General features: G+C 46.4%; 24 protein-coding genes. 10 read left to right on the top strand and 14 right to left on the bottom strand.

What is annotated here, in order from left to right; translation table 11 throughout:
* Positions 1-10: 10 nt before the first annotated feature.
* The 8 genes from C1A02_RS09300 to sigG form a co-directional block, all read right to left on the bottom strand.
* Positions 11-835 (bottom strand): phosphatidate cytidylyltransferase, encoded by an 825-nt coding sequence (locus C1A02_RS09300; RefSeq protein WP_101697925.1) that lies wholly within the window; start codon positions 833-835, stop codon positions 11-13.
* Between the two features lies 1 nt (position 836).
* Positions 837-1,574, bottom strand: coding sequence for an undecaprenyl pyrophosphate synthase (gene uppS, locus C1A02_RS09305; protein ID WP_101697926.1), 738 nt, complete (start codon positions 1,572-1,574; stop codon positions 837-839).
* A 9-nt stretch (positions 1,575-1,583) separates the two neighbouring features.
* The gene (gene frr / locus C1A02_RS09310) at positions 1,584-2,138 is read right to left on the bottom strand and encodes a ribosome recycling factor (protein ID WP_101697927.1); all 555 of its coding nucleotides are present in this window, start codon (positions 2,136-2,138) and stop codon (positions 1,584-1,586) included.
* 36 nt (positions 2,139-2,174) lie between these two features.
* Entirely contained in the window at positions 2,175-2,885 is a 711-nt protein-coding gene (pyrH, locus tag C1A02_RS09315) for a UMP kinase (protein WP_243577976.1), read from the bottom strand.
* Between the two features lie 242 nt (positions 2,886-3,127).
* Entirely contained in the window at positions 3,128-4,042 is a 915-nt protein-coding gene (gene tsf, locus C1A02_RS09320) for a translation elongation factor Ts (RefSeq protein WP_101697929.1), read from the bottom strand.
* Between the two features lie 101 nt (positions 4,043-4,143).
* Complete coding sequence (gene rpsB / locus C1A02_RS09325; RefSeq protein ID WP_101697930.1) at positions 4,144-4,881, bottom strand: 30S ribosomal protein S2; 738 nt, start codon at positions 4,879-4,881, stop codon at positions 4,144-4,146.
* Positions 4,882-5,041: 160 nt separating this feature from the next.
* On the bottom strand, positions 5,042-5,332 hold the full coding sequence (locus tag C1A02_RS09330) for a YlmC/YmxH family sporulation protein (protein ID WP_101697931.1): 291 nt from the start codon (positions 5,330-5,332) through the stop codon (positions 5,042-5,044).
* Positions 5,333-5,534: 202 nt separating this feature from the next.
* A complete protein-coding gene (gene sigG, locus C1A02_RS09335) occupies positions 5,535-6,317 on the bottom strand; it encodes an RNA polymerase sporulation sigma factor SigG (protein ID WP_101697932.1) in 783 nt (260 codons plus the stop codon).
* A 304-nt stretch (positions 6,318-6,621) separates the two neighbouring features.
* Between sigG and sufC the strand changes: the two genes are divergently transcribed.
* From sufC to sufU, 5 genes are read left to right on the top strand one after another with little or no spacing between them, the layout of a single operon-like run.
* A complete protein-coding gene (gene sufC / locus C1A02_RS09340; RefSeq protein ID WP_101697933.1) occupies positions 6,622-7,377 on the top strand; it encodes a Fe-S cluster assembly ATPase SufC in 756 nt (251 codons plus the stop codon).
* Positions 7,374-8,792, top strand: coding sequence for a Fe-S cluster assembly protein SufB (gene sufB / locus C1A02_RS09345; RefSeq protein WP_101697934.1), 1,419 nt, complete (start codon positions 7,374-7,376; stop codon positions 8,790-8,792). The genes sufC and sufB overlap by 4 nt, the downstream gene beginning before the upstream one ends.
* A 13-nt stretch (positions 8,793-8,805) precedes the next feature.
* A complete protein-coding gene (locus C1A02_RS09350) occupies positions 8,806-9,888 on the top strand; it encodes a SufB/SufD family protein (RefSeq protein WP_101697935.1) in 1,083 nt (360 codons plus the stop codon).
* Positions 9,885-11,111 carry a SufS family cysteine desulfurase gene (locus C1A02_RS09355; RefSeq protein ID WP_101697936.1) on the top strand — a complete coding sequence of 409 codons (1,227 nt, stop codon included), beginning with the start codon at positions 9,885-9,887 and terminating at the stop codon, positions 11,109-11,111. Before C1A02_RS09350 ends, C1A02_RS09355 begins: the two co-directional genes overlap by 4 nt.
* Positions 11,101-11,574, top strand: a complete 474-nt coding sequence (gene sufU, locus C1A02_RS09360) for a Fe-S cluster assembly sulfur transfer protein SufU (protein ID WP_101697937.1) — start codon at positions 11,101-11,103, stop codon at positions 11,572-11,574. The genes C1A02_RS09355 and sufU overlap by 11 nt, the downstream gene beginning before the upstream one ends.
* Positions 11,575-11,686: 112 nt before the next feature.
* Here sufU and C1A02_RS09365 read toward each other — a convergent pair whose 3' ends face one another.
* The 6 genes from C1A02_RS09365 to C1A02_RS09390 form a co-directional block, all read right to left on the bottom strand.
* On the bottom strand, positions 11,687-12,217 hold the full coding sequence (locus tag C1A02_RS09365; RefSeq protein ID WP_101697938.1) for a hypothetical protein: 531 nt from the start codon (positions 12,215-12,217) through the stop codon (positions 11,687-11,689).
* 98 nt (positions 12,218-12,315) lie between these two features.
* On the bottom strand, positions 12,316-13,032 hold the full coding sequence (locus C1A02_RS09370) for an AAA family ATPase (RefSeq protein ID WP_101698025.1): 717 nt from the start codon (positions 13,030-13,032) through the stop codon (positions 12,316-12,318).
* 265 nt (positions 13,033-13,297) lie between these two features.
* Entirely contained in the window at positions 13,298-14,065 is a 768-nt protein-coding gene (locus C1A02_RS09375) for an AIM24 family protein (protein ID WP_101697939.1), read from the bottom strand.
* Positions 14,066-14,344: 279 nt separating this feature from the next.
* Positions 14,345-15,370 carry a sugar kinase gene (locus tag C1A02_RS09380; RefSeq protein WP_101697940.1) on the bottom strand — a complete coding sequence of 342 codons (1,026 nt, stop codon included), beginning with the start codon at positions 15,368-15,370 and terminating at the stop codon, positions 14,345-14,347.
* Positions 15,371-15,541: 171 nt separating this feature from the next.
* Entirely contained in the window at positions 15,542-16,561 is a 1,020-nt protein-coding gene (locus C1A02_RS09385) for a sugar kinase (protein WP_101697941.1), read from the bottom strand.
* Between the two features lie 63 nt (positions 16,562-16,624).
* Positions 16,625-17,590: a bifunctional 4-hydroxy-2-oxoglutarate aldolase/2-dehydro-3-deoxy-phosphogluconate aldolase gene (locus C1A02_RS09390; RefSeq protein WP_101697942.1), complete on the bottom strand. Its 966-nt coding sequence runs from the start codon at positions 17,588-17,590 to the stop codon at positions 16,625-16,627.
* 185 nt (positions 17,591-17,775) lie between these two features.
* Between C1A02_RS09390 and C1A02_RS09395 the strand changes: the two genes are divergently transcribed.
* The 5 genes from C1A02_RS09395 (at position 17,776) to gatB (ending at position 24,154) form a co-directional block, all read left to right on the top strand.
* Positions 17,776-18,549, top strand: coding sequence for an IclR family transcriptional regulator (locus tag C1A02_RS09395; protein ID WP_101697943.1), 774 nt, complete (start codon positions 17,776-17,778; stop codon positions 18,547-18,549).
* A 658-nt stretch (positions 18,550-19,207) separates the two neighbouring features.
* The gene (aspS, locus tag C1A02_RS09400; RefSeq protein ID WP_101697944.1) at positions 19,208-20,956 is read left to right on the top strand and encodes an aspartate--tRNA ligase; all 1,749 of its coding nucleotides are present in this window, start codon (positions 19,208-19,210) and stop codon (positions 20,954-20,956) included.
* A gap of 23 nt (positions 20,957-20,979) precedes the next feature.
* Positions 20,980-21,258 carry an Asp-tRNA(Asn)/Glu-tRNA(Gln) amidotransferase subunit GatC gene (gene gatC / locus C1A02_RS09405; RefSeq protein ID WP_101697945.1) on the top strand — a complete coding sequence of 93 codons (279 nt, stop codon included), beginning with the start codon at positions 20,980-20,982 and terminating at the stop codon, positions 21,256-21,258.
* Positions 21,259-21,272: 14 nt separating this feature from the next.
* Positions 21,273-22,742, top strand: coding sequence for an Asp-tRNA(Asn)/Glu-tRNA(Gln) amidotransferase subunit GatA (gene gatA / locus C1A02_RS09410; protein ID WP_101697946.1), 1,470 nt, complete (start codon positions 21,273-21,275; stop codon positions 22,740-22,742).
* Entirely contained in the window at positions 22,739-24,154 is a 1,416-nt protein-coding gene (gene gatB, locus C1A02_RS09415) for an Asp-tRNA(Asn)/Glu-tRNA(Gln) amidotransferase subunit GatB (RefSeq protein WP_101697947.1), read from the top strand. The genes gatA and gatB overlap by 4 nt, the downstream gene beginning before the upstream one ends.
* Position 24,155 lies beyond the last annotated feature (1 nt).

The raw sequence follows: 24,155 nt of genomic DNA on the forward strand, positions 1-24,155 counted from the left end.
CAACAAAGGCTCAATGCATCACAATGGGTAAAAACTGAACCAAAAGATATACAAAAGGCGCAACAAAAATTACGCTGTCAAACCGATCCAGAATCCCGCCATGTCCAGGAATCAATTCTCCAAAATCTTTGATATGGCAGCTGCGTTTAATAAGAGAAAAACTCAAATCACCTAAAATAGACATTACGGAACCGCCAATCCCAATCAAAAGCAGAGAAAGGTAAGAAACATCAACCTGATACCTATAAAAAACCACATGAAAAATATAACCGAATACCAGCATGGCGGCCACATTCAGAACCAAACCGCCCACTGCGCCCTCCACTGTCTTTTTAGGGCTGATTTTTGGACACAGCTTGCGGCTGCCCCAAAGGCTTCCGGCAACAAAGGCACCGGTATCAGAAATCCATGCAGAGAAAATCGCAATAATCACATAAAACATTCCATGGCTGCTGTCAAATTCCCTGAGCCCAATAATCGACCCCAGCATGGTAGAAATTAAAAGAGTCATGCTGTACACAACAATTAAATCCCGAAACGAAATGGACTCGTGAAAAAAAATCAGAACGGCAAACATAACCGCCGTATAAATGAAATAGGTTGCCTGCACGCCCAATCCCGGGGGAACAAAAAACAAAATGCCCGCAAACATCAGGCTGGGAACCACCAAAGCATATTCCTTTGAAATTCCCAGCGCCTGAATAATCTCGTTAATTGCCAATATTGAGATCAGCGCTACTGCAAGATTCAATGCCGGAGGAAACCGCACGTTAAATACGACAATAGCCGCCAGAAAAAGAATCAGAACAACCCCGGACATAACTCGATTTTTCAAATCAGATCCCTCCAAAACGCCTGTTTCGATTTGAAAACTCCCACAAAGCGCTGTCAAGGTCATTAGTAGTAAAATCTGGCCACAGCTTATCCATAATAATATATTCCGCATAAGCAGACTGCCATAACAAAAAATTAGAAATGCGATATTCTCCACTGGGGCGTAAAATCAAATCCGGATCCGGCTGGCCTGCCGTATACAGATGCTGAGAAATCATCTCTTCGGTAATCTGTTCCGGCAGCAAAGAACTCTGTTTCACCTGTTCCGCTAAAAGACGAACCGCGTGGGTCAACTCCGCGCGGCCGCCGTAATTCATTGCAATGTTCAGAACCATGCCTGTTTTGTCGGCAGATACCTCTTCGGTTCGGGTAATCAATTCACGCAGATTGCCCTCAAAAACAGAGACATCCCCAATAAAACGCACCCGAATATTCTCATTTAAAAAGTCACGCAGAGCCTCTTCCAGATACTGCTTAAAAATCCCCATCAGTGCCTGAATTTCATCAGAGGGCCGTTTCCAATTTTCTGTAGAAAATGCATAAACGGTCAGATAAGGAATTCCGATGCTGGCACAGTAACGGGTAATTTTTTTAAAATTGGCGGCTCCGGCCGTATGCCCTGCCGTGCGGGGCAATCCCCGCTTTTTGGCCCAGCGGCCGTTGCCATCCATAATAATACCCAAATGGCGAGGCAAAACTGCTTGCGCTGAGGCCTTTTCCCAATCTGAAATATGATTCATAATCCGGCACTATATCTCCATAATTTCCTTTTGCTTTTTCTCAAACAAACCGTCAATTTCTTTGACATACTTATCCGTCAGATCCTGTGCCTTTTTTTCGCCTTGTTTTAAATCATCTTCTGAAATTTCTACATTTTTCTTCATGCTCTTCATCTTTTCAATGGCATCGCGGCGAATGGAACGAATCGCAATTTTGCTGTCTTCAGACATTTTGGCAATCTCTTTTGCAATTTCACGCCGTCTTTCCTCTGTCAGCTGGGGGAACGCCAAACGAATGATTTTACCGTCATTCTGGGGATTAATTCCCAATTCAGAAGTTTGAATCGCTTTTTCAATGGCACGAAGAATAGAGGCATCCCACGGCTGAATTGTCAGCATTCTGGCTTCGGAAACAGAAACCGCCGCCAGCTGGTTGATCGCCGTAGGCGTCCCATAATAATCCACCATAATTTTATCCAACACCGCGGGGTTGGCCCGGCCTGCCCGAATTGCCATATATTCACTGATCAGAACGGAAATTGTTTTTTGCATTTTACTTTCGGCTTGGGTCAATACCTCTTTCATTACACTCTTCCTTTCTAAACTGCGCAAAATCTTAAATTATTTTACCAGGGTTCCAATCGGTTCACCGCAGACCGCTTTTAGAATGTTTTCGGGCTCTGCAATGCTGAATACCAAAATTGGAATATCGTTATCTTTGCATAAGGTGGCCGCTGTACTGTCCATTACATGCAAATCCTGATTCAGAACATCCATAAACGAAAGCGAATCATATTTGATTGCCATATCGTTCAGTTTCGGATCGCTGTCATACACACCATCCACCATAGTTGCTTTCATAATAATGTCCGCGTCAATTTCTGCCGCGCGCAGAGAGGCCGCCGTATCCGTTGAAAAAAACGGATTGCCGGTACCGCACCCAAACACCACCACACGTCCTTTTTCCAAGTGGCGCACCGCACGGTTGCGAATATAAGGCTCGGCTACCTGCTGCATTGTAATCGCAGTTTGCACCCTTACCGGAACCCCAAGCTGCTCCAGCGCATCCGCCACACCCAGCGCGTTGATAACGGTGGCCAGCATTCCCATATGGTCCGCCCGGGTTCTGTCCATCTTGCCGCTGCTGCGGCCACGCCAAAAGTTGCCGCCGCCCACAACAATACCGATTTCCACCCCTAAGTCCGCACATTCTTTAATTGGCGCACAGATTCGAAGCACCGTATCAAAGTCAATACCATGCTCGTTACCACCTGCAAGAGATTCGCCGCTCAGCTTTAACAGGATCCTTTTATATTTAGGTTTAGGTTGCAATTCATAACACCCCATTATTATATTTACTATATTTTACAATAGGAGAAAAGGAAAGTAAAGTCTTAATCCCCGGTTTTAATGGGAGGATTGGCAATATTCTTTTCTCTGATACATTCCGTTCATAATTATTTCTTATTTTGCTATTTTGCAAAATAATGTCGGGTTCTATTCTTTGTTTTTCTTATTCTGGCTGCAAAAAAGGCACGGAATCACTTCCGCGCCTTTCCAATTTTACGGATTAATTACTGAATCATGCTGGCAACTTCATCGGCGAAGTTGTCTTCTTTCTTCTCAAGTCCCTCGCCCTTTTCAAAACGGACAAAAGCCTTGATTTTGATGTCGCCGCCCAGCTCTTTTCCAACGGATTCAGTATACTGCTGAACCGTCTTCTCACTGTCTTTGACATAGATTTGATCCACCAGGCAGATTTCTTTGAAGAACTTGGACAAACGGCCAACAACGATTTTCTCCGCAATGTTTGCGGGTTTTCCATCGTTAATAACCTGCTCGGTCAAAATTTTCTTCTCATGCTCTACCACATCCGCGGGAACGGATGTCTCATCCAAATAAGCCGGGTTGGCAGCAGCAATCTGCATGGCAACGTTCTTGGCAAACTCGTGGAACTCAGGTTTTGCGGCAACTTCTGCAGCAGTGTCAAACTGAGTGATTACGCCGATGCGGCCGTTGCCGTGAACATAGCTGGCCACAGCGCCTTCCAGACGCACAAAACGGCGAATCTTGATGTTCTCGCCAATAGTCAGAATTTTATCTTTCAGCAAAGCATCCACAGTATCTTTGGAACCGGCTGCCTGCATGGTCAACAGAGCCTCTACATCAGCAGGGTTCTTTTCAATAATGGTGTTGGCAATTGTCTTAACAAAAGCCTGGAACTCTGCATTCTGTGCCACAAAGTCGGTTTCTGCATTTACTTCTACAACCACAGCAACATTTCCTGCTTCGCTGACCTGGGCATATGCCATGCCTTCCGCCGCAATACGTCCGGATTTCTTTGTTGCCGCAGCCAGACCTTTTTCTCTCAGGAAATCGATTGCGGCTTCCATATCACCATTTGATTCTGTCAAAGCCTTTTTACAATCCATCATTCCGCAGCCTGTCTTCTCGCGAAGCGCTGCTACATCCTTCGCTGTAAAAGCCATTCTATTTTCCTCCGCTTCTAATTGTTGTGGTGTTGTGAAATATTCTCAAAAAATACCCGTCTGAAATCAGGCGGGTATCTTCCTCTCAACTTTAGCTGTTTTTATTCAGCCTCTGCCAGCGCCTCTTCTTTTTCCTCGGCAGCTGCGGCACCCATCTGACCTTCTCTGCCTTCTGCAATGGCGTTTGCCATTGTGGCGGAAATCAGCTTGACTGCGCGGATTGCGTCGTCGTTGCCGGGAATAACATAATCGATCTCATCGGGATCGCAGTTGGTGTCAACAATTGCAACAATCGGGATACCCAACTTTTTCGCTTCTGCCACTGCAATGCGTTCTTTGCGGGGATCCACGATAAACAGAGCGCCGGGAAGCTGACGCATCTCTTTAATGCCGCCCAGGAATTTTTCTAATTTTTCAATTTCCAGACGGAGTTTAACAACTTCTTTTTTAGGAAGCAGCTCGAAAGTGCCATCCTCTTCCATTGTCTTGAGCTGGTTCAAACGGTCAATTCTGCGGCGAATGGTACGGAAGTTTGTCAGCATACCACCCAACCAACGGGCATTCACATAATAAGCGCCCGCACGCTCTGCTTCTTCTTTCACAGAATCCTGAGCCTGCTTTTTGGTGCCAACAAACAGAACCGGTTTGCCCTGTTCGGACAATTCGCGGACAAAGCTGTAAGCTTCTTCCAGCTTTCTTACTGTTTTCTGCAGGTCAATGATATAGATACCGTTACGCTCGGTGAAGATGTACTCTGCCATTTTGGGGTTCCATCTTCTGGTCTGGTGGCCGAAATGAACACCGGCCTCCAAAAGTTGTTTCATAGATACTACTGCCATAATGTAATTCCTCCTTGGTTATACCTCCGCTGCACCGATTATTCTGACGGAAAACCCGCATGCGGGCACCATAGCGTCAAAGTGCAGCGTGTGATTTACTGGTGTATTATAGCATGGGACAATGAATTTGGCAAGTTTTTTCCTGATTTTTAATCGGATTTTATCCAATCCGGAATAATCCTCCGCCAAACTTTTTTTTGGGACGGAACGGAACCGTATAATCCACCAAAACAGTTTCTTCCCCAATAATTTGAATATCGTCCCACTGGATGACGATATCGTCTTCCCGGCCCAAAAGACCAAACCACCGCAGCCTGCCATAAATGACAATGGCACTGATACGCGCCGCTTTGATATCAATTTCAATATCGCTAACGCTTCCAAGCCTGGTTCCATCTTTCATACTGATAACTTCTTTGTTCCTCATATCAGCCATTCTGCAATTTATCATCAGGCACACCTCCCGCCTGATGCTATCTATATTCATCCGGGCCGTCCTTTTAAAACCCGTAACTCAGATGAAAACGGGCTTTTCTGAAATTTTTTCAATAAAAGAATGAAAAAAGCACTTTTTTTCTCCTAAAAAATCATTTTTTTCGTTTTTTGAACGATACTATTGGAATGGAAAAAAATCCTTGGATTTTGGGGTAACGTTAAATTTCTTTTTTGATTTTATCCAAGGCCCCTTTTTCCAGCCTTGAAACCTGGGCCTGACTGATGCCGATTTCACCGGCGACTTCCATTTGAGTCTTTCCCTGGAAAAAGCGCATGGAAAGAATTCGTTTCTCGCGGTCGCTTAAATCGCTGATGGCTTCTTTGAGCGCAATTTCATCCAGCCAGTTGCTGTCATCATTTTTGTCGCCCACCTGATCCATCACATAAATGGTATCATTTCCATCAGAAAAAACAGGTTCATAAAGGGAAACCGGCTCCACAATCGCTTCGAGTGCAAGGACGACGTCCTCCCTGCGAATCCCCAGAGCATTGGCAATTTCATTGACCGATGGTTCTTTTCCTTGTTCTGCGGTCATTTTTTCTTTCATCTGCATTGCCTTATATGCGGTATCCCGCATAGAACGGCTCACACGGACACTGTTATTGTCCCGCAGATAGCGGCGGATTTCTCCAATGATCATCGGAACGCCGTAAGTGGAAAATCGAACTTCCAGATCCGGGTTAAAATTATCGATGGCCTTCATCAGGCCAATGCAGCCCACCTGGAACAAATCATCCAGATTTTCACCCCTGTTTGTAAACCGCTGAATCACGCTCAGCACCAGCTTTAAATTCCCGCTAATCATTTCTTCCCGGGCTTTTTGCTTTTCGCTGGGTGTTCCATTCTTGATTTTTTGCAGAAGCACCTGTTTTTCCGCCTCTGTCAAAACCTTCAGTTTGGCTGTGTTTACTCCGCAGATTTCTACTTTATTGTACTGCATGACTCCCCCGCCTTCCGCTTTAAAACTTACATTCATTATTGCCGGATTCTGAAAGCTTCATGCGCAGTTATGCCGTGGAATCAAAAATTGAGGAAAATCTTACCCGAATCGTGTGGAATCTGCGAAATTACGAATAAAAAGCATAATTATCAAAAAAAACTATGTCGTGTTGCAGAAATTAATTTGTTTTTTCTCTTGCATCCTGTAAAAAAAAGGGTATAATTTATTATATGCAATTTAAGTATACAATTTTAGTATACATTCCATTTTAACAAACTAAACATCATGAATGAGGTGAACTTTAATGTCCCATGAATTACTCAAAATTGAAAACCTGCAGGTGGGTGTTGAAGATAAGGTGATTTTAAAGCAGTTGGATCTTGTGATCCGCAGCGGCGAAACCCATGTGCTGATGGGCCCGAACGGCGCCGGCAAATCCACTTTAGGCTATGCCATTATGGGTCATCCCCAATATAATGTCTGTCAGGGGAAAATCTTCTTTGAAGGCGAAGATATTACAGAGGAGTCCACAGATGTGCGCGCCAAAAAGGGAATTTTTCTGTCTTTCCAGAATCCTGAAGAAGTGCCGGGCATTGCGCTGGGCAACTTTTTGCGGGTTTCCAGAGAAGCTGTCACCGGCGAACCCCCTCGCATTCTGGCATTTCAGAAAGAAATGAAAAGCACCATGTCTGCCCTTGAAATTAATCCGGATTATGCGGCCCGTTATCTAAACGTAGGCTTTTCCGGCGGTGAAAAGAAAAAGTCTGAAATTCTGCAAATGCTGATGCTCAACCCCAAGCTTGCTATTCTGGACGAAACAGACTCCGGCTTGGACGTGGACGCGGTGAAGGTTGTTTCCAAGGGAATTCGCCAATACCGCAGTGAAAACAATGCACTTTTGATCATTACACATAACGCAAAAATTCTGGAAGGGCTGCCCGTTGATTATGTGCATGTGCTGGCAAACGGAACCATCGCACATACCGGTGACAGCAGTCTGATTCAAACCATTAATGAAAAGGGCTTCCAGTTTCTTGAAGCAGGAGGTGTCCGCAATTGAGAGCCTTTGAAGAAGAAAAAACAAGGGTTGACGATATAGACCGAAGCATCTATGACATTAAAGATAAGGTGGATGCCGGTTTTTCTGTGGAATCCGGACTAACGCCCGAAATTGTCGATCAGATTTCTGTAGAAAAAAACGATCCGGAATGGATGCGCGAGTTCCGTCAAAAGGCGCTGAAAACCTATAATGAAATGCCTTTGCCCAGCTGGGGTCCCGCTTTGGACGGACTGGACATAGACAATATCGTGACTTATATCAGACCTAAAACGGGAATGAGTTCTAAATGGGACGAAGTTCCGGAAGACATTAAAAACACCTTTGAACGGTTGGGAATCCCACAGGCAGAACGGCTTTCTTTGGCCGGTGTGGGCGCTCAATATGATTCCGAAGTCGTTTACCACAACGTTCGTTCCGAAGTGGAAGCGCAGGGTGTGGTTTATACCGATATGGAAAGTGCCCTGAACGGGGAATATGCCGATTTAGTTCGTGAGCATTTTATGAAGCTCGTCCCCCCCAGCGACCATAAATTTGCTGCACTGCACGGCGCTGTTTGGTCGGGCGGTTCCTTTGTTTATGTGCCGGAAGGCGTAAACCTGACCATTCCTTTGCAGTCTTACTTTCGTTTGAATGCACCGGGAGCCGGTCAGTTCGAGCATACTTTGATCATCGTGGAAAAGAACGCATATCTGCATTTTATTGAGGGTTGTTCTGCCCCCAAATACAGCGTTGCCAACCTGCACGCCGGATGTGTGGAGCTGTTTATCGGCGAAAATGCCCGCCTGCGGTATTCTACCATTGAAAACTGGTCAAAAAATATGTATAACCTGAACACCAAGCGTGCTTTGGTCGAAAAAGGCGGCGCAATTGAATGGGTATCGGGTTCCTTTGGCTCCAACACGTCCTGCCTTTACCCCATGAGTGTTTTGAAAGGCGAAGGCGCACGCACCGAATTTACCGGAATTACTTTTGCGGGCAAGGGTCAAACTTTAGATAACGGATCGAAAGTGGTTCACGCTGCACCCAACACCAGCTCCTGGATCAGCACCAAGTCGATTTCAAAGGACGGCGGCAAATGTATTTACCGCAGCAGTGTGGTGGTAACCCCCAATGCGGCACACAGCAAATCCTCTGTTTCCTGCGAATCTTTGATGCTGGATTCCGAGTCCCGGTCCGATACCATCCCTGTGATGGATATTCAAAATGATGAAGCGGACATCGGGCATGAAGCAAAAATCGGCCGAATCAGCGACACCGCTATTTTCTATCTGATGAGCCGCGGCCTGAGCGAAGACGATGCCCGTTCCATTATCGTGAGCGGCTTCGCAGAGCCCATCGCAAAGGAACTGCCGATGGAATATGCCGTAGAAATGAACAACCTGATTAAGCTCGAAATGAGCGGCAGCATCGGATGAAAGGAGCATTGGAATGAACATTACCTTGAATCAAATAAACACGCTGCCGGTCAGAACCTGGAAATGGCTTGGAGTGAACGGCACAGCAGTAGAAGAACCGATTCCAGCAGAGTTTTTGCCGTGGGAATCAAAACCGCTTTCTTTGCCCAATGGTGTGAAACAAGAGAACGGCGCTTTTGACGGCGCAGATGAAATTGAAACCGGTATGGGCCAAGAGGCCGAAAACTTTGTAAAAGAAAACCGCAACGCCGGAATTCACCTGACGGTGGAAACCGGAATAAAAACACAGGAACCTTTGTTACTGGATTATCTTTTAAAGGAATCCTGTCCGACTTTAGCGGATTACAATACGATTTATGCAAAAGAAAATAGCCAAATCACTGTGGTGATGCACTATCATTCACAGGGAGATGCGCCGGTTTTTCACGGCAGCCTGACTAAGATTTTTGCAGAAAAGGGTGCATCGGTACGTCTGGTGCAGGTACAGCTTTTGGACGACACCGCATTCCATTTTGATGATGTGGGCGTAATCATAAAAGAAAACGCTCATGTGGAAGTAATTCATATTGAACTGGGTGCACGCAAGCTGTTTTCCGGCTGCAAGGCCATTTTGGCAGAGCGCCGAAGTCGCTTTGAATCTGAAACGATCTATTTGGGAGATAAGTCCCGTATCATCGATATGAATTATGTGGCACAGCATATTGGCAGAGAAACAGAAAGCGAAATTCACGCCAACGGTGCTTTGCTGGATGAAAGCCAAAAAATCTATCGGGGCACCATCGATTTTGTTCGAGGCGCCGCTTATTCTGTGGGTCACGAAGGCGAATACACTCTGCTGTTCAGCCCCCGTGTACGCAACCGCACCGCACCGCTGATTCTTTGCGGTGAAGAGAATGTGGAAGGGCAGCATGCCGCCAGCATTGGAAAAATCGATCAAACCAAACTGTTTTATTTGATGTCCCGCGGTTTGTCTGAAGCACAGGCAAAACAGATTGTAATTGAAGCGCAATTCACCCCCGCAATTGAAAAAATCTCTGTGGAATCACTGCAGGATTCCGTGCGTCATTGGCTGAAGGAAAGGATGGGAATGGAATGAACCAAATTCAAAAAGAATTTCCCATTTTACAGCAAAAAGTCAACGGAAACCCGATTGCTTATTTGGATAATGCCGCAACCTCTCAAAAACCGGTCAGTGTACTGAAAGCACTGGAGGAGTTCTACACCACCTCGAACGCCAATCCCCATCGGGGCGTTTACGATTTGGCCATGCGTGCCACTCAGGCATTTGAGGCTTCCCGCAAGGTGGTGGCGGACTTTATCGGGGTAAAAGACGAAGCGGAAGTAATTTTTACCCGAAACGCCACCGAAGCATTAAATCTAATTGCTTACAGCTATGGAATGAACTTTTTATCTGCTGAAGACGGCATTACCATTTCAGTTGCAGAGCATCACAGCAACCTGGTGCCCTGGCAGCAGGTTGCCAAGGTGACCGGTGCTTCTTTGGATTATTTATATCTGACTGACGGAGCGCAAATTTCTGACGAAGAAATTGCCGCAAAAATTACGGAAAAAACCAAATTAGTTTCCGTTGTCCATATTTCGAATGTTTTGGGCGTGGTGTTCCCTCTGGAAAAAATCGTGAAGCGTGCCCGGGAAGTCGGCGCTGTGGTAGTGCTGGACTGCGCCCAGAGTATTCCTCATATTCCGGTGGATGTGCAAAAACTGGATGTGGATTTTGCCGCATTTTCCGGCCACAAAATGTACGCACCCTTGGGCATCGGCGTTTTATGGGGCCGCAGAAGCCTTCTGGAAAAAATGCCGCCCTTTTTGTCCGGCGGCGATATGATCGATTCGGTGGAAGAACAGGTGACCTCCTATGCCCCTATTCCCCAGAAATTTGAGGCTGGAACTCAAAACGCCGGCGGCGCGGTGGCTTTGGCCGCTGCAATTCGTTTCATGCAGAAAATCGGCTGGGAAGAAATCACCCGCATCGAACATGATTTGATGGCATATGCTTTGGATGGATTGCGTCAACTGCCTTATGTAACCGTGCTGGGCGGCAGCATTCCCGCCGAAGAGCGGTATGGCGTGATTTCCTTTAACGTGCAGGACGCACATCCTCATGACGTGGCAAGCATTCTGGACGCAGACGGTGTTTGCATCCGCGCAGGCCATCACTGCGCGCAGCCTTTATTGCATCACCTGAACCTGTATGCCGCCAACCGCATCAGCTTTGCGGTTTATAATACACGGGAGGATATCGACGCATTCCTGAATAGTCTGAAAAAAGTAAGAGGAGTCCTTGGATATGGATCTTAACCAGATTTACACGGAAATCATTACGGAAAACAGCCGCTCCACCCGGAATAAAAGACAGCTGGAAAACCCCACCGCAATTATCAAAGGGGTAAACCCCAGCTGCGGCGATGAGATTTCTCTTCAAATCCGGGAAAAAGACGGCATCATTGAGGATGCGTCCTTTACCGGGGTCGGCTGTGCCATTTCTCAGGCATCTGCCTCGATTATGATCGACCTGATTAAAGGAAAAAAGGCAGAAGAAGCTCTTCGTCTGGGCGAAATCTTCTTTTCTATGATTAAGGACGGTCTGAATGACGAAACCGTTTTGGAAGAATTAGAAGATGCTGTGGCTTTTCAGAATATTTCGAAGCTTCCTGCACGGGTAAAGTGCGCTGTTCTGGCTTGGCACACCCTGAAAGACGCAGTTTCATCGGAAGAAAACTGTCCAGAGGAAGCTGTTTCTGGGCACACAGCAAAAGCATAATATCATCTTTTTAAAATAGTTTTCTGCAATAAAATTCGGCACAGGGCGCACTGACCCATGCCCAAACGAAAGAAACCGGCTTTTCCTGATAGGAAGGCCGGTTTCTTTCGTTTTATTTTATTTTACGAGCAAGCCCACGGCGATAATCCTGAATTTCTTTGGCAATTTGAGATTTTCCGAAATCCAGCTGAGCCAATCTGCGAAAAAACGGTACAACAGGATAAGACAGCCTGATAAAATAATAATTAAAATACTCAATAATCGCAAAAACGTACATTCCAATACCAAAAATCAGCCAGCCGGATTGGGGCTCCTGCCACTGCAGCCCCAATATCACAAGATAAATCAACAGCAGAAAAATATCCAACCATCGAAAGCAAGAAAAAATACGAGCCGTTTTTTCACCCCTATTCTTTTTCTCTTTCACCCGCTCCAAACAGATTTTCCAGTAAGCCGCTCCCTGTAATAAAATTATGCTGCAAAGTAAAATCGGATAAAATGCAATCAGAGAAAACCGTTCTTGGAATTGCCAAATCCAGAAAAAATAAAGAGCGATAAAAGCAACGGCATTATAGGCTTCTAACACGGCCAACTGCTTTAATTCTTTTTTCAGTTTCTGCTTTCTGTTTTGTTTCAAAGCCACACTATATCCTTCCTCATTCGTTCCTTTTCTTAATGTTTTTCGAATGATTTGCCGCTCCACCCGTTTTTATGACCATTGCTTGCCGAGGAGAAAAAACCTCATTCACCCTCCAGCAAATATTGCAGCATTTTTTCCGGATGATTTAAAAATTCCCGGGTTAAAACATAATGCTCTGTTTCCTGATATGGGGTTTTCTGAATTCCATTCTGTGATAATACATAAATACATGCGCCCGGGTATGAAAGCAAAATGGGTGAATGGGTTGCGATAATAAACTGAGAATCCTGATTCACCAACTGATGAATACAAGTTAAAAGCGACATTTGGCGGGACGGCGACAACGCAGCCTCCGGTTCATCCAAAATATACAGCCCATTCCCCCCAAACCGATTCGTAATTAGCGACAGAAAGCTTTCTCCATGGGATTGATTGTGCAGGGATTTGCCGCCATAACTCTTTACAAGAGGAACCATCGAAAGATGATTTAAGCGATCCACCTCGGTTGCCACATTGTAAAAACTTTCAGCCCGCAGAAAAAAACCATCCCGTGGCCGCCGATATCCCTTCACCAGATGCAGGTATTGATTTAGTTCCGAATGGGTTTCTTTGGATGCAAACGAAAAATTTTTCGTGCCTCCCTCCGGATTAAAACCATAGGCCACCGCCACAGCTTCCAGCAATGTGGATTTTCCTGTTCCGTTTTCCCCCACCAAAAAAGTGACATCCGCCTCCAGCGGAAGGCCACGATTTCTCCAGAGAGATTGAACAGCAGGCAGATCCTTCCAGTAATAGGGTTCCTTTGGCAGAGTATCCATTTCAATTCGTTTGATATACCGTGTTTCCAAATACTCTCCTCCCCTTTTATGACATGTCTGATTCTTATTATTGTATCACCAGAACACTGGGTGGGCAAGTTGCCAGTAAGCCCCGATGAATAAATTAAAAAAATAAAAACAGAAACCTGCTGAGAAAGTGACTCTCTTTCTCATCAGGTTTTCAGGCTCATAGTTTAAAGGAAATACCCATGTCATACAAATTGCAACATCAGGTTACCCAATCTATCATACTTCATTTCGTAACTCAAACACCCTGCGCAATCGGAGCCAGCAGAACTTTTCCCGTACCACGGTATACATTCACAAGCCCCTCTCCAGAAGCAGCCGAGCCTAAAAGTGATTTTCCCGACCGCTCCACGGTGAAATCCAAGCTGCCACTCCAAGCAACAGCCATATTTCCGTCTACCTTGAGAACATCATTCTCCAAAGCAATCTCCACCAATTCCTCACGGGGGCACACGGATTCCAGGCAGATCACACCGCTGCCGCTCACGCCCAGATTAAACAGACCCTCTCCTCCAGCCACTGCGGAAGAGAAATTCGAGCGCATCACTGCCTTGTGTTTTAAGTTGGAATCGCAAGCAAGAAATAGTCCGTCATCTAGTACAATAGAACCGTTCCAATCCCTCAGATCAATTAGAATAATATGGCGGTAAGTGGGCTCGAGCACCATAATCCCGTCACCGGTGTATTCCGGCTTAATGGCAGACTCACCTGTCACTTTACCACGCATCGCTTTGCCTAAGAAATCCCCCACCCCTTTAATGCCAGTGGTTGCATTCACATTTCCCACAGTCCATTGCATCGCACCTGCTTGCAGCGTAATCTGCGCCTTGCTAAGATCGCAAATCACCTGGCGCTTGCGCACATTCATTTTACTGCAAAAATAAGCCTGCTCGGCATCCCCCGGCATAACGCTTAAATCCCGTTGATACTCAATGACAGTAAACGCTCCTAAGGAATCCAGCGTTTTGATATCATCATTATTTGTGAAATTTGAAATTTTGTACATAATTATTTCCCCTTCTATTTCGGTTCTGATAACGAAACCCTGATTTATTTGCTATCTTTCGGTTACTATGATTTTATCCTATCAGGAATTGTATGAATCTGTCAAGAAATGTTTATCCTGTATGAATCTATACACAGAATTTGGCAAAAAGGAACAAACTCTGAATCGCTTAACAGGAATACTTCCCGCCATACCATCTGAAAAAATTAAGAATTATTTACGAAAAAACAGCCCGGAACAAATCCCTATGACTTGTTCCGGGCTGTTTGCTATTTTTTATTAACGGTTCATTTCACTTTGTGCCCCGGTATGCTGATGCTCCTGAATCAGCCGCTCGACCTCATAAAAATCAGAAGCCGGCATATCGCCGGGGATGGTGTTTTTCACCGCACTGCTGGCATTGCCGAATTCCAGCGCCTTTTGGTGATCCCCATATTTTAACAGGCCAAACAGCACCCCTGCCACATAAGCGTCGCCGCTGCCGATTCTGTCTACCACTTCAATATTCGTATACGGTTCTTCTTCATAATAAGTATCTTCTTTGGCGCTATACAAAATAGAGCCAAAGGTATGCTGCTTGGGGCTGATGATTTTGCGGTCGGTGGTAGCCACCACCTCTACCCCATATTCTTCACAGTAGCTTTTCATGATATCGCGCAGTTCTCCGGTTTTTCCAAACATTCTGCGGGATGTTTCAGAAGAAACAAACAAAATATTAACATAAGGCAAAATGCTCTCTATGGTTCGGCGGGCCTCTTGCTCTTCCCACAGATTAGCACGGTAGTTCACATCGAAAGAGATTTTGGCTCCTCCCCGACGAAAACGCTGAATGATTTCTGTCGTCACCTCACGGGTCTGCCGGCTAAGCGCCAAAGAAATGCCGCTGGTATGAAATACCCGGGTACTGGTATAGGCTGATTCCGGAATTTCCTCTAAACAAATGCTGTTAATCGAGGAATATTTTCGATCATACACCACACAAGGTTTTCGTGGATGAGCCCCGTTTTCATAATAATAAACACCAAGTCGCGCATCCGGACTTTCGTCATACACCAAAAAGTCATCGCTGACCCCACCGAACCGAATCCGATTTTTAATAAAAGTGCCGATTTCACTGCGGGGAAGTTTAGAAATAATTCCGGTGCGCAGTCCCAATAATGACAATCCGGAAGACACATTTAGTTCCGAACCGCCCGCCCGCTTTTCAAAACTAACGCCATCGACGATCCGTTCATTGATGGCAGGCGAAAGACGCAGCATAATTTCACCGAAGGTGATCGCATCAAAAGGTTTTTTCGATTCCATCGTAATTCTCTCTTTCCACGGTTGGTTCACACCGAGCCAACGCATTTTTATAGAAAGACAGAGCTCCCGAATGATGTTTTTGATCATTATGGGAGCCCTGCCTTTTGCAGGCCACAAAACAGCGCAGACCGAATTCATCCAAACCCACATCTGCCGTTAGCCTAACCGTTTTTATCTTTGTACGCGGCCGGAACCATCGCCCTTAGCCAGTTTATTTACTTCATCCACAGAAACCTGATTAAAGTCCCCTTCGATGGTGTGCTTCAGGCAGCTGGCTGCAACGGCAAACTCAATGGCATCCTGAGGTTCATACTGGTTCAGCAAAGAATAGATCAGCCCGCCGCCAAAGCTGTCGCCGCCGCCTACACGATCCACAATGCGAATCAAATAGTTTTTGCTGAAATAGTAATCCTTGCCGTCATAAAGCATAGCCGCCCAATTATTGTCACTGGCAGAAATGGAACCGCGCAGCGTAATGGCAACCTTGTCAAAATGGAAGGTATCCGCTAATTTCTTGGCTACCTCTTTGTAACCCTCGTGACTGATTTTGCCCCCGGTAATATCGGTATTGACCGCTTTGATGCCGAATACATCGCTGGCATCCTCTTCGTTGGAAATGCAGACGTCCACATATTCCATCAGTCCGCCCATCACCTTGCCTGCCTTTTCTCTGGACCATAGGTTTTTGCGGTAATTCAGGTCACAGCTGACCGTAACATGATGCTTTTTCGCCGCCTTGCAGGCTTCCAGACAAATTGCCGCCGCACTGTCGCTGATGGCGGGAGTAATGCCGGTAAAGTGGAACCAGTCTACCCCTTCAAAAATATCATCCCAATGAAAGTCAGAAGGCTGAGCGGTGGCAATTGCAGAACCCGCACGATCATAAATCACTTTGGACGGACGCTGACTTGCTCCTTTTTCCAAAAAATAAATGCCCACCCGGTCACCGCCACGGGTAATTTTAGAAACATCCACACCGAATCTTCTCAGGGAATTCACAGCACTTTGTCCGATATCATGCTTGGGCAGCTTTGTGACAAAGCTGGCATCAATGCCGTAATTGGCTAAAGAAACCGCTACGTTGGCCTCTCCGCCGCCATAAGTGGCCCCAAAACTTTCTGCCTGAATAAAACGGTAAAACCCTTCTGGGGCCAGACGAAGCATAATTTCTCCAAAGGTGACTACTTTCATAATTTTGGAACCCTCCACATTCTATTTTCCATGTCAAATAATTGAGCTCATCGGTACTGCATCTTATTTTTTCTGAGCGAGGTGTACCCGGACACCGGCAAAATCCTGTTCCAAATAAATAATGGTCATGTTTCCGTCGGCATCATATTTTGCGGACTCCTCGTCAAACTTTATGCCCTGACTCTTTAAATAATGGATGGCTCTGGGCAAATAATTGGTATTGATCGACATATGTCCATGCACACCATATCCTTTTCCCTTCATCACTTCCACCGCAGTGCCCGCAAAGAAAGAAACCGCGGTCTCTCTTTTGGTCAGGCCGAAAATACGGTCAAAAGCATCGGTTACCTCTTCTGCTTCCTGCGTATTTTCTGTATTAATACCAATATGACCCAGTTCAAAGCCAAGCATAGTCTGAACGGCCTGGCGGGTCATGTCACGGATTTGATCAAACGCGCCTTCATTAATCAGTTCGCTTTTCACCATCCAGCTGCCGCCGCAGGCCAACACTTTATTGTACCCCAGATAGTCATTCAGATTCTTTGCGTTCACCCCGCCGGTGGGCATAAATTTCACATTCACATAGGGGGCCGCCAAAGCCTTAATCATCGCCAAGCCGCCCGCCTGTTCCGCCGGGAAAAACTTGACCACTTCCAGTCCCAATTCCAAAGCCTGCTCAATATCGCTGGCGTTAGAAGTTCCGGGGGTAATCGGCACACCCTTTTCCACGCAGTATGTTACGATTTTGGGGTTCAGTCCGGGACTGACGATAAATTTCGCACCCGCGTTCACTGCTTTGTCCACCTGCTCTGTAGTCAAAACCGTGCCGGCACCCACCAGCATTTCGGGATAAGCCTGTGTCATTGCGCGAATGGCTTCTTCCGCGGCAGCGGTACGAAAAGTCACCTCTGCGCAGGGCAAGCCGCCCTCACACAATGCTTTCGCCAGCGGTACGGCGTCCTTCGCATCATCAATTTTCACAACAGGAACAATACCAATCGCGCCAATCTTTTCTAACACTTCATTCATTTTCAGCACCCCTTATATTTTTTGTTTCATAATGTGAAACTGAGTTTCAAATATTTGTACCTTTATTATACTGCTTCCCCCTGGGAAGTCAATAGAATCTGCCTTCTTCCCAATTGTTTTTCCCAGTACGCTGTGATAAGATAATTCTAATCAAACGGAAACGCACAACAGAAAGAAGGTGCGATATGCCCCAAACCAATCCGGTTCAATCTGCAGAACGTATTTTTGAAATTTTAGAAACACTGGTTCAAGAAGGCCCGTTAAGCCTGACTGAACTGAGCACCCGCCTTTCCCTGCACAAAAGCACTGTACACCGGCTGCTGAAATCCCTTGTGGCCATGGGTTATGTGCGGCAGGAAAAAGACTCCGGAAAATATCTTTCCACTTTCAAAATTTTGAGTCTGGCTGGGAAAGTGCTTTCAAAAATTGATATATTGACCGCAGCACGTCCCCATTTGGAGCAGCTGATGAAACAAACCCATGAAACCGTTCATTTCGTCCAGCGGGAAAATACCCATATTATTTATGTGGATAAAGTGGAATCCGACGCCAACAGCATCCGCATGGTTTCCCGCATCGGCCTGCGCCAGCCCATGTATTCCACCGGGGTCGGCAAAGCAATTCTGGCGCACCTGAAAGACAGCGAAATTCATGAAATATGGAAGCAAAGCGATATTCAGGCCTTTACGCCCTATACGATTGTCACTTACGACCAGCTTTTGCGGGAAATCGAAACCATTCGCCGCTTAGGATATGCTTTGGACAATGAAGAAAACGAACTGGGCGTCCGCTGTGTGGCAGCCTGTGTGTTGGATTACCGGGGCCGAGCCCTGAATGCATTCAGTATATCAGCCCCGGTTGCCCGCATGTCCGACGAACGGGTGTTGGAACTGGCAGAACAGATACTGCAAACCCGATGCGAACTTTCTCGGGAGATAGGATACTCTGGGGATTTATAAGAAAAAACGGTCCATTCTTTTCTTAATTATTATACCACAATTTGGAGAAGCTAGAAAAGGCATGGGCTTTTTTTGCTTTCTCCTTTATAGGAATAAGAATGGAGTAAGGCAGGATATGATGGGTGATTTTCCACAGTCTATATTTTTATAAACAAGCAAACAATCCCTATTGAATTCTATTTTCGATCTCATATTTGTGTAAAAGCCACCGCAATACCCGGGTGTGCTTAAAGATCAAAATGAATTTTTCTTGGTGCATCCCAAAGGTTTTGCTTCGTTTTCGTCTATCGACAGTAATGCAAACTGTTTTGTAGTAATGGAAGAAGGATTGCGTTTTTACGCTTCTCTTGCGAATCTTGTTCCTTAGGGCAAGGCTTCGGCTGGCATGAATGTTATACCTAAAACGATAGAAAAAACGGAATATGCCGATAAAACTTTTTAGGATTTCTTCCGTTTAAATTCTTGATTCTTTTGCGTTTGTCCTGTGTTTCTCTATCAGAAGAAAAAGGCAAAAACCAAGGTTTTGCGGAAAAGATAGGATACATAGGGTTTTTTATGCAAAAACTATACGACTTTTGTTGAAACCCCCTGAATTTGATGCTATAATTATTTGTGATTGTTTTCAGAAATCTGAGCAGATGAAAGGATAAATTAAGATATGATTTGCGCTAACAAATATCACACCCGCCTGTGCGGCAGGGTGAGCGAAACCGATATGGACCAGACGATCCGTGTAGCGGGCTGGGTAGAAAATATCCGGGACCATGGCGGGGTACAGTTTCTGGATCTGCGGGATCATTATGGTGTGGTACAGGTCGTGGTACATGATGAGGCCATGCTGGAAAATGTGGTTCGTGAATGCACCATCAGCGTAGAGGGCAAAGTGACCCTTCGCGACCAAGAAACCGTGAATCCCAAACTGGCCACCGGAACGGTGGAAGTAAAAGCAGACACCCTGATCGTTTTGGGTAAGGTATCGAACCCCCTCCCCTTCGAGGTTCCGAACTCCACCGAAACCAAAGAGGACGTTCGTCTGAAATACCGCTTTTTGGATTTGCGAAATCCAGAAGTTCATCAAAATATCGTGCTTCGTTCGCAGGTGATTTCCTTTCTGCGCCAGAAAATGACCGAGCAGGGCTTTTTGGAAATTCAGACCCCGATTCTCTCCACCTCTTCTCCGGAGGGCGCGCGGGATTACTTGATCCCCAGCCGCAAGCATCACGGAAAATTCTATGCGCTGCCTCAGGCTCCGCAGATTTTCAAACAGCTTTTGATGGTTTCCGGATTTGACCGGTATTTTCAGGTAGCCCCTTGCTTCCGCGATGAAGATGCCAGAGCCGATCGTTCTCCCGGTGAGTTCTATCAGCTGGACTTTGAAATGGCTTTTGCCACTCAGGAAGATGTTTTTGCTGTGGCGGAAGAAGTGCTTTCCTCCGTATTTGCTAAATTTTCGGACAAGAAGGTATCTCAGGCCCCCTTCCAGCGCATCCCGTTTGCAGAGTCTATGCTGAAATATGGCACAGACAAGCCTGATTTGAGAAACCCGCTGGAAATCATTGATATTTCCGATATCTTTGACAACACCACCTTTGCTCCCTTTAAAAATAAAACCATTCGGGCCATCCGTGTGCCGGGATGCACCGCCCAACCGAAAAGCTTCTTTGAAAACATGCTGAAGTTCGCCACCGAAATCGGCATGAAAGGTCTGGGCTATATCAGCGTAATCGGCGAAGGCGAATACAAAGGTCCTATCAACAAGTTTTTGCCCGATGATAAGCGCGAAGAACTGATCTCCCGCGCAGGCCTGATTCCCGGCGACGTTATTTTCTTCATCGCCGACGAAAAGAATGCGGCGGCGAAATTGGCTGGCCAAATCCGCACCGAACTGGGCAGACGTTTGAACCTGATTGACGAATCTTCTTTCGAAATGTGCTTTATCGTGGACTTCCCCATGTATGAAATCGACGAAGAAACCGGAAAGTATATTTTTACCCACAACCCCTTCTCCATGCCGCAAGGCGGATTGGAAGCGCTGCAAACCAAAAATCCGGAAGAGATTCTGGCATACCAGTATGATATTGTTTGCAACGGCGTAGAGCTCTCTTCCGGTGCAGTGCGTAACCATGACACAGAAATCATGGTCAAAGCCTTTGAAATTGCCGGTTACACCGAAGAAGATATTCAGGAAAAATTCGGCGCACTTTACAATGCGTTCCATTACGGTGCACCGCCCCATGCCGGCATGGCGCCCGGAATTGACCGCATGGTCATGCTGCTGACAGAACAGCAGAACATCCGCGAAGTCATTGCGTTCCCCATGAACAGCAATGCGCAGGATTTGCTGCTTGGTGCCCCCACTGAGGTAACCGAACAGCAGCTCAGAGAGGTTCACATTAAAATTAGATAAATAGGCTAAGGAGGCGTTTCCACATGGTCACACATGAGGATGTATTAAAAATCGCACGGCTTTCTAAGCTCTCCATTCATGAGGATGAGCTGGATGCCTTCACCAAAGATATGGATGAAATCATCAATTTCGCCAATACGATTAATCAGGCAACGGTGGAATCCTCCGACTTTGATAATATTAATCATCTGGAAAATGTATTTCGTGAGGACGTAGTCGTTCCGTCCCTTCCCCCTGAAGAAATTCTGAGCAATGCAGACAGCCAGGAGGATGGTTATTTTCTGGTGAGAAAAAGAGGATAAGGCAGGTGTGTTTTATGGAAACCGGTACCGGAAAAATTAAAAAGCTGCATGAGTCTTTGCAGAATAAGGAATTTTCCTGCGAGGAACTGACCCAAAAATATATTAAGGCAATTGAGGCCGATAACGCTGCCCTTAATGCCTATGTTCATACTACCCATGAAGCAGCCCTGCAAACCGCCCGCAAGGTAGATGCAAAAATTGCCCGGGGCGAACAGCTGGATCTTCTGGAAGGCATCCCCATGACGCTGAAGGACAACATCTCTACCAAAGGGATTGAAACCACCTGCGGCTCTAAAATGCTGGAAAATTACCGCCCGGTGTTTGACGCAACCGTTTGGGAATTGCTGCAAAACCGCAACGCGGTGCTTTTGGGCAAAACCAATATGGATGAATTCGCTATGGGTTCTTCCAGCGAAACTTCTGTTTACGGCGGTTCTTGGAACCCCCATAACACTGATTATGTAGCCGGAGGAAGCTCTGGCGGCGTTGCCAGCGCTGTGGCCGGAAATCTGGCCGTTTACGGGCTGGGTACAGATACCGGCGGATCCATTCGCCAGCCGGCCAGTTTTTGCGGCATTGTGGGCCTGAAACCCACCTATGGCGCTGTTTCCCGTTATGGCGTGGTGGCGTATGCTTCCAGTTTTGATCAGGTTGGCCCTATTGCCACATCGGTTGAGGATATCGCCTTGGTACACGATGCTCTGGCCAAATACGATCCGAAGGACTCCACTTCCCGCAGTACAGAAGGCTCCGCTTACAATGCTCTTCCAAAGGATATTAAGGGCATGAAAATCGGTTTTGCTAAGCAATACTTTAACGGCGTGCGCGAAGAAGTAAAGCAAGCGGTGGAAAAATCCATGCAAGTCTATCAAGACTTGGGTGCAGAATTGGTGGAACTGGATCTTCCCCAGCTTTCCTACTCTTTGCCGGTTTACTACATTTTAAGCTGCGCAGAGGCCTCTTCCAACCTGGGCCGTTTCGACGGAATCCGTTATGGATACAAAACCCAGCATTATAATGATGTGAATGAAATGGTAGCCAAAACCAGAAGCGAAGGCTTTGGCGATGAAGTAAAGCGCAGAATTCTGTTGGGGACTTATGTTTTAAGTGCCGGTTATTATGATGCCTATTATAAGAAAGCACAAAGCTTGCGCGGCGTCTTAATTGAGGCATTTAAAAGTGCTTTTGAGCGCTGTGATGTTATTGTTGCCCCCACAGTACCGATGACCGCTTTTGAACGAAACAAAGCAGCACAAAGCGCTGTGGAAACTTATCAGACCGACATCTGCACCGTACCTGTCAACATTGCGGGGCTGCCGGCACTATCGGTTCCCTGCGGCTTTGATCAAAAAGGACTTCCTATCGGCTTGCAGCTGATCGGAAATTCCTTCTGCGAAGCGACTCTGCTGAATGCGGCTTATCAATTTGAGCAGGCAACCAGAGAAACTGTCTTCCGCGCAGCAAAAACGGGGGTGCAACTATGAAATATGAATTAGTATCGGGGTTGGAAACTCATGTAGAGCTTTCCACCAACACAAAAATCTTTTGCAGCTGCTCGACAGAGTTCGGCGGCGAACCCAACAGCCACTGCTGCCCCGTGTGCCTGGGCTTTCCGGGAACCCTTCCCACGCTGAATAAAAGAGCGGTGGAATATGCCATTATGGCCGGTCTTGCCACCAACTGTGAAATTTCTAATATTTCAAAAATGGATCGCAAAAACTATTTCTATCCGGATTTGCCGAAGGCATACCAGATTTCTCAATTTGATATGCCGATTTGCAAAAACGGATTTATTGAGCTTTCCAACGGGCGCAAAATCCGGATTAACCATATTCACATTGAAGAAGATGCCGGAAAGCTGGTTCATCAAAACGGCAACACCTATGTAGATTACAACCGCGGCGGTGTTCCTCTGATTGAAATCGTAACAGAACCGGACATTCGCAGCAGCGAAGAAACCCGCGAATATGTGGAAAAGCTTCAGCTGATCATGAAATACATCGGCGTGTCCGACTGCAAAATGCAAGAAGGCTCTATGCGCTGTGACGTGAACATCTCTGTGCGCCCTGAAGGCAGCGAAGAATATGGAACCCGCACCGAAATTAAAAACATGAACTCCATTACCTTTATGACAAAGGCCATAGAATACGAATACAGCCGCCAAATAGATGTTTTGGAAAACGGCGGAACCATTACTCAGGAAACTCTGCGCTACAATGAGCAGGACAACACCACTTCCAGCATGAGAAGCAAAGAAGACGCTGACGATTACCGTTATTTCCGCGACCCGGATCTGGTAACCATTCACGTTACCGACGAAGAAGTGGATGCACTGCGCCGGTCTTTGCCGGAGCTGCCCCACGTCAAGCGCGAACGGTATATCGCAGAGCTGGGCTTGCCTGAGGCAGATGCATTGCAGCTGGCCAAATCCCGTGCCATTGCAGAGTTCTTTGAAGCCGCCTGTGAAGGCGTGGCAAACCCCAAAGTGGTAGCCAACTGCATCATCGGTCAAATTTTCCGCCGGATGGAAAATGACGATGCCAAAGAAAAGTTTGAGGTATCGATTCCAGCCTCTTATTTAAGAGATCTGGTTCTTCTTTTGGACAGTGGGAAGATTCGCATGAATCTGCTTAAAACAACTTTGGACAAAATGCTGGATAGCGGAAAGCCTGCTGCCGAATTCCTAAGCGAAAACGATTTAAGCGGCGTGGATTCCGACACCCTGAAAAAATACTGCCAAGAGGCTGTGGCGGCAAACCCCAATGCAGTGGCCGATTACCGTGCCGGCAAAGAAAAGGCTTTGAAGGCGCTTTTAGGCAATGTTATGAAAGCTTCCCGCGGAAGAGCAGATGCTTTAGAAGCGGAGCGGCTGTTAATCGAACTGATTTCCGAATAAA

Origin of the sequence: Clostridium minihomine, from assembly GCF_900240385.1 — a bacterium.
GTDB classification, from domain to species: domain Bacteria; phylum Bacillota; class Clostridia; order Oscillospirales; family Acutalibacteraceae; genus Faecalispora; species Faecalispora minihomine.

Coding starts and splice junctions, on each gene's coding strand:
- uppS (WP_101697926.1), bottom strand. CDS start 1,574: ATGAATCATATTTCAGATTGGGAAAAGGCCTCAGCGCAAGCAGTTTTG.
- frr (WP_101697927.1), bottom strand. CDS start 2,138: ATGAAAGAGGTATTGACCCAAGCCGAAAGTAAAATGCAAAAAACAATT.
- tsf (WP_101697929.1), bottom strand. CDS start 4,042: ATGGCTTTTACAGCGAAGGATGTAGCAGCGCTTCGCGAGAAGACAGGC.
- rpsB (WP_101697930.1), bottom strand. CDS start 4,881: ATGGCAGTAGTATCTATGAAACAACTTTTGGAGGCCGGTGTTCATTTC.
- C1A02_RS09330 (WP_101697931.1), bottom strand. CDS start 5,332: ATGATAAATTGCAGAATGGCTGATATGAGGAACAAAGAAGTTATCAGT.
- sigG (WP_101697932.1), bottom strand. CDS start 6,317: ATGCAGTACAATAAAGTAGAAATCTGCGGAGTAAACACAGCCAAACTG.
- sufC (WP_101697933.1), top strand. CDS start 6,622: ATGTCCCATGAATTACTCAAAATTGAAAACCTGCAGGTGGGTGTTGAA.
- C1A02_RS09350 (WP_101697935.1), top strand. CDS start 8,806: ATGAACATTACCTTGAATCAAATAAACACGCTGCCGGTCAGAACCTGG.
- C1A02_RS09355 (WP_101697936.1), top strand. CDS start 9,885: ATGAACCAAATTCAAAAAGAATTTCCCATTTTACAGCAAAAAGTCAAC.
- sufU (WP_101697937.1), top strand. CDS start 11,101: ATGGATCTTAACCAGATTTACACGGAAATCATTACGGAAAACAGCCGC.
- C1A02_RS09370 (WP_101698025.1), bottom strand. CDS start 13,032: ATGGATACTCTGCCAAAGGAACCCTATTACTGGAAGGATCTGCCTGCT.
- C1A02_RS09375 (WP_101697939.1), bottom strand. CDS start 14,065: ATGTACAAAATTTCAAATTTCACAAATAATGATGATATCAAAACGCTG.
- C1A02_RS09380 (WP_101697940.1), bottom strand. CDS start 15,370: ATGGAATCGAAAAAACCTTTTGATGCGATCACCTTCGGTGAAATTATG.
- C1A02_RS09385 (WP_101697941.1), bottom strand. CDS start 16,561: ATGAAAGTAGTCACCTTTGGAGAAATTATGCTTCGTCTGGCCCCAGAA.
- C1A02_RS09390 (WP_101697942.1), bottom strand. CDS start 17,590: ATGAATGAAGTGTTAGAAAAGATTGGCGCGATTGGTATTGTTCCTGTT.
- C1A02_RS09395 (WP_101697943.1), top strand. CDS start 17,776: ATGCCCCAAACCAATCCGGTTCAATCTGCAGAACGTATTTTTGAAATT.
- aspS (WP_101697944.1), top strand. CDS start 19,208: ATGATTTGCGCTAACAAATATCACACCCGCCTGTGCGGCAGGGTGAGC.
- gatC (WP_101697945.1), top strand. CDS start 20,980: ATGGTCACACATGAGGATGTATTAAAAATCGCACGGCTTTCTAAGCTC.
- gatA (WP_101697946.1), top strand. CDS start 21,273: ATGGAAACCGGTACCGGAAAAATTAAAAAGCTGCATGAGTCTTTGCAG.
- gatB (WP_101697947.1), top strand. CDS start 22,739: ATGAAATATGAATTAGTATCGGGGTTGGAAACTCATGTAGAGCTTTCC.